General features: G+C 64.2%; 2 protein-coding genes and 1 pseudogene. All 3 read right to left on the reverse strand.

Annotated features, from left to right (window positions below; genetic code table 11):
* Positions 1 to 1,453: trehalose-6-phosphate synthase (locus EOA33_RS26845; RefSeq protein ID WP_145989295.1), on the reverse strand; the 1,453-nt coding region annotated here is incomplete at its 3' end.
* Between the two features lie 221 nt (positions 1,454 to 1,674).
* Positions 1,675 to 3,837, reverse strand: a complete 2,163-nt coding sequence (locus EOA33_RS26850) for an amylo-alpha-1,6-glucosidase (protein WP_127407010.1) — start codon at positions 3,835 to 3,837, stop codon at positions 1,675 to 1,677.
* A 46-nt stretch (positions 3,838 to 3,883) separates the two neighbouring features.
* Positions 3,884 to 4,009: pseudogene (locus EOA33_RS40840) on the reverse strand (glycosyltransferase family 4 protein); the annotation flags it as partial.

Below are 4,009 nucleotides of genomic sequence, written 5' to 3' on the forward strand. Positions count from 1 at the left end.
CCCCCTGCTCGTCGTCGCGCGCGGCGACGAATTCCTTGGCGACGAGGTTCATGCCGTCATGCAGGCTGGTGACCATGCAGATATCGGCGGCGCGATAGATCTCGTAGACTGCCTTCTGCGAGTGATGCTCGGCCACGATGACGACCGGGCGATAGCCGTCACTGCCATAGCGCTGGTTGAGGTCGTCGGCATAGCGCATGCATTCGTCGTATAATTGCCTGTAGGCTGGCAATGTGCCCCTGCTGGGTGCGGCGATCTGCAGGAAGACGACTTTGCCGATCAGATCGGGATGCCTGGTGAACAATTCCTCCAGTGCGTGGAAGCGGTCGAGAATGCCCTTGGTGTAGTCCAGGCGCTCGACGCCGACGCAGAGCTTAACATCCGCCGACAGTCCAAATCGGTCGCGGACGCGCGTGCGGCATTCGGCGACATCGGACAGCTTCGCCAGAAGCTGCAGCGGCCATTCGATCGAGATCGGATAGGCGTGGACCAGCGTCGTCTGGCCGCCATAGGAGATGGCGGCGTCTGCCCGCTCGATCCGGCTCTCAAGGAAGCGATCGACGCTTTCGGTGAAATTGTTGGCGTGGAACTGGGTATGGAAGCCGATGATCGAGCTGCCGAGCAGCCCGTCCAGGATACGCTCCCTCCAGGGGCAAATGCTGTAAACTTCCGAGTTCGGCCACGGGATGTGCCAGAAGGTGATGACGATCGCCTCGGGCAGGCGTTCGCGGATCATGCGCGGCAAAAGCGCGAAGTGATAGTCCTGCACTAGCACGATCGGCCGCTCGTTGCGCGCTTCGGCGACCACCGTGTCGGCGAATTTACGGTTGACGGCTTCGTAGGCCTCCCAGTCCGATTCGCGGAAGATCGGCCTCGTGAAGGCGATATGGCAGAGGGGCCACAGGCCCTCGTTGGCGAAACCCAGGTAGTAGCCCTGATATTCTTCCTCGCTCAACCACACCCTGCGCAGCGTGTAAGACGGATTGTCGGGTGGCACCTGCAACCGGTCGTCACTGTCGACCACCTGGCGATCCGCCGTGCCGCCGCCATACGCGATCCAGGTGCCGGCGCAAGCGCGCGTGATCGGCTCCATCGCCGAAACCAATCCGCTCGCCGGCACGACCAGTTCGACCTCTCCGTTCTTTTCGTTGTGGATGTAAGGCTCGCGGTTGGAAACCACGATCACCTGCGCTTCCGGCAGGTCCTCGTGAAGGATCTTTCTCAGGGTTTCGGGCGACCAAGTCACCAGCGCGGCATCGACCGACTGGCCATTCTCGAATTCCCTGAGCACCTTGCGTGCCGCCTCGGAAGCCACATCCTCGCCGGCGACAGGCACCGACGCTGGCGCGGAATTGCGATGGCGCCGCGATATGGAGAAGAACACCGCGAGAGCGGAGAGTAGAAGACTTACCAGGAGCAGGCTCCACAGTAAGTCGATGCCTTGATCAGTCATTGAAACGCCAACTTGCCACCGGCCCGCCGCGGGACTCATTCTTCTTGTTTTCGACACCTTGCCGGGCGACGGAACAGACCGCCGCACGTCCGGTGTGATTGTGCAACGCACAAACGAAGCATCGGTTCCGACATTTTCCGGCCCGTGGGGCGATCCCTTGAAGATCGCGCGGTCGAAAGGCAGGAAGCCGCCATTTGCAGGTCGGCTGAAATCAGCACATCTCAGGTGCGCACGATGAGCGGCACCAGACCCTCATGCCGGTCGGCAAGGAAGGCGACGACACGATCGCCCACGCGCTGGAAGGTCAGGTCTACCGCCCTGTCGCCGACGGTCAGGTGTCGAAGCGTGAGTGTGTCGATGCCGATCGGCAGCCTTGGCCGCGTGACGCGGATCTCGCCTTCCCAGCCATCGATCTCCAGGCCGAGACAGGCCTGCATCAGCATGAAGGCGGAGCCGGCCGACCAGGCCTGCGGCAGGCAGGCGACCGGATAGGCGATGGGCGCCTCGCCCGGCGCGCGGGTGAAGCCGCAGAATAGCTCCGGCAGCCGCATGTTGAAATGCACGGCCGATTCGAACGTGCCACTCATCAACCGCACCACGCTCTCGCGCTCGCCATAGCGCGCCAGGCCGACGCCGCAGATGGCGGTGTCGTGCGGCCAGATCGAGCCGTTGTGGTAGGACATCGGGTTGAAGAACACCGCGTCGTCGGAGAGCGTTCTCAGGCCCCAGCCCGAATGGAAGGATGCCGAAAGCAATTGGTCGGCGACCAGTTTCGCCCGCTCCGGCTCAGGCAATCCGACAAACAGAAGGTGGCCCGCATTCGACGTCCGCACCTTGCAGGGCTCGCCGGCGCCGTCGAGCGCCAGCGCATAGAAGCCGAGATCGTCCGCCCAGAAATGACTCTCCACCGCCGCGCGCATGGCTTCGGCGCGCTCCTCCCAATGCTCGGCCTCCGCATATCCGCCCCGGCGGCGGGCGAGTGCCGCCAGGCCCCGGAACGCGGCAAAGACGTAGCCCTGCACTTCCACCAGCGCGATCGGGCCCTTGGGGATGCGGCCATCTGCGTGAAAGACCGAGTCGAAACTGTCCTTCCAGCCCTGATTGGCGAGGCCGGATTCGGCGGCGCGCTGGTAGGTGACGAAACCGGTCTCCCGGCTCGCCTCTTCCGTCCACTCCGCCGCGGCCTTGATCGACGGCCACAGCCTGTCGATGAATTCCATGTCGCCCGTGCGATCTGCATAGGCGCAGGCGAGATGGATGTAGAGCGGCGTGGTATCGACGCCACCATAGTAGCGGCCGAAGGGAAGCTCGCGCAGCGCCGCCATCTCGCCCTTGCGGGTCTCGTGCATGATCTTGCCGGGCTGTGAATCGCTGAACGGCGACGTCTCGGTTGCCTGGTGCTGGGCGAGGAAGGCAAGCACGCCGCGCGCCAGACCAGGGTTGAGCCAGAGCATCTGCAGCGCCGAGATCACGCCGTCGCGGCCGAATGCCGTCGAAAACCAGGGAATGCCGGCATAAGGATAGGGCCCAGTCGCGAGTTCGGTGGTGAGCAGCGCCACATCCGCGCGGGCGCGCTCGACCCAGTCGTTGAAGACGCGGCCGGAACTGTGCAACGTGGCGCCGTGGCGGCGCTTTGCCCGCATGCCGAAACGGGCCCGCGCCGCTGCGGCGCGGAAGCGATCGCGATCCGGGCTGTCGACAGCCTCCGAACCGACCTCGACATAGAGCACCTTGCTGGAACGCTTGGTCACCGCGACGAGGAAATCGGCGCGGCTGTCTGTCAGTTGATCGGGCGCCTGCGAGAACGATATCGCCGACAGGCGCGCCAACCCGTCCAGCCCGTCATAGCGAAGCAGCACCGACGTCGCGTCGATCTTGGCTGCATGCGCGGTGCCGCGCTTTGCCCTTGTCGAGCCCCGCACCTCGAACATGTCGCGGAAATCGGCGGCAAAGTGCAGAGAAACGCGGATCGCCGAGGTCTCCTGGCTATAGTTGGAAAGCGTGATGCGCTCGAACAGCCGGTCCTGCCAGATTAGCCTGACGCGCTCGACATGAATCGCGCCCTGCGGAATGTCGCGGCCGCCGACGCTTTGAACCGGCAGGTTGGTGAGATTGCTAGTGAACAGCACATTGTCCTGGCTGAGCGAGGCGCCGAGCAGCGATGTTTGCCTGCCACCGACGGTCAGCCGAAACTCCGAAAGCACGCGCGTGTCGTCGCGGAAGAAGCCGTCGCCGGCGCCCCGGATATCGCCATAAGCGTCGGCCACCGCGAAGCAGTCGCCCTGTTTCAGCGCGAACAGCCGGTGCGGCTCGCGCGGCGCGGTCTCGTCCAGAGCGGCAAGGGCTACGGCGGGATCAAGCTTGCGCTCGTCGAGCTCTGTCATATGTTTTTTTCCCGTTTGCTCCGCCCCCCGGATCAGGCGGCGCCTCTCACGAGGCCTTCGCGTCGGTCGCACCACCGATGAGGCGCCTATAGGCGGCCACATAGTCGCGGGCCATTCTGTTGGCGGAAAACCGCTTTTCGAAGGCAGCCCTCATCTTTCGACGGTCGAGTTG

Source organism: Mesorhizobium sp. M4A.F.Ca.ET.050.02.1.1 (genome assembly GCF_003997725.1).
GTDB lineage: Bacteria > Pseudomonadota > Alphaproteobacteria > Rhizobiales > Rhizobiaceae > Mesorhizobium.

What these genes read in the sequence shown, in the direction of transcription:
- EOA33_RS26850 (WP_127407010.1), bottom strand. Translation starts at nt 3,837, where the DNA reads ATGACAGAGCTCGACGAGCGCAAGCTTGATCCCGCCGTAGCCCTTGCC.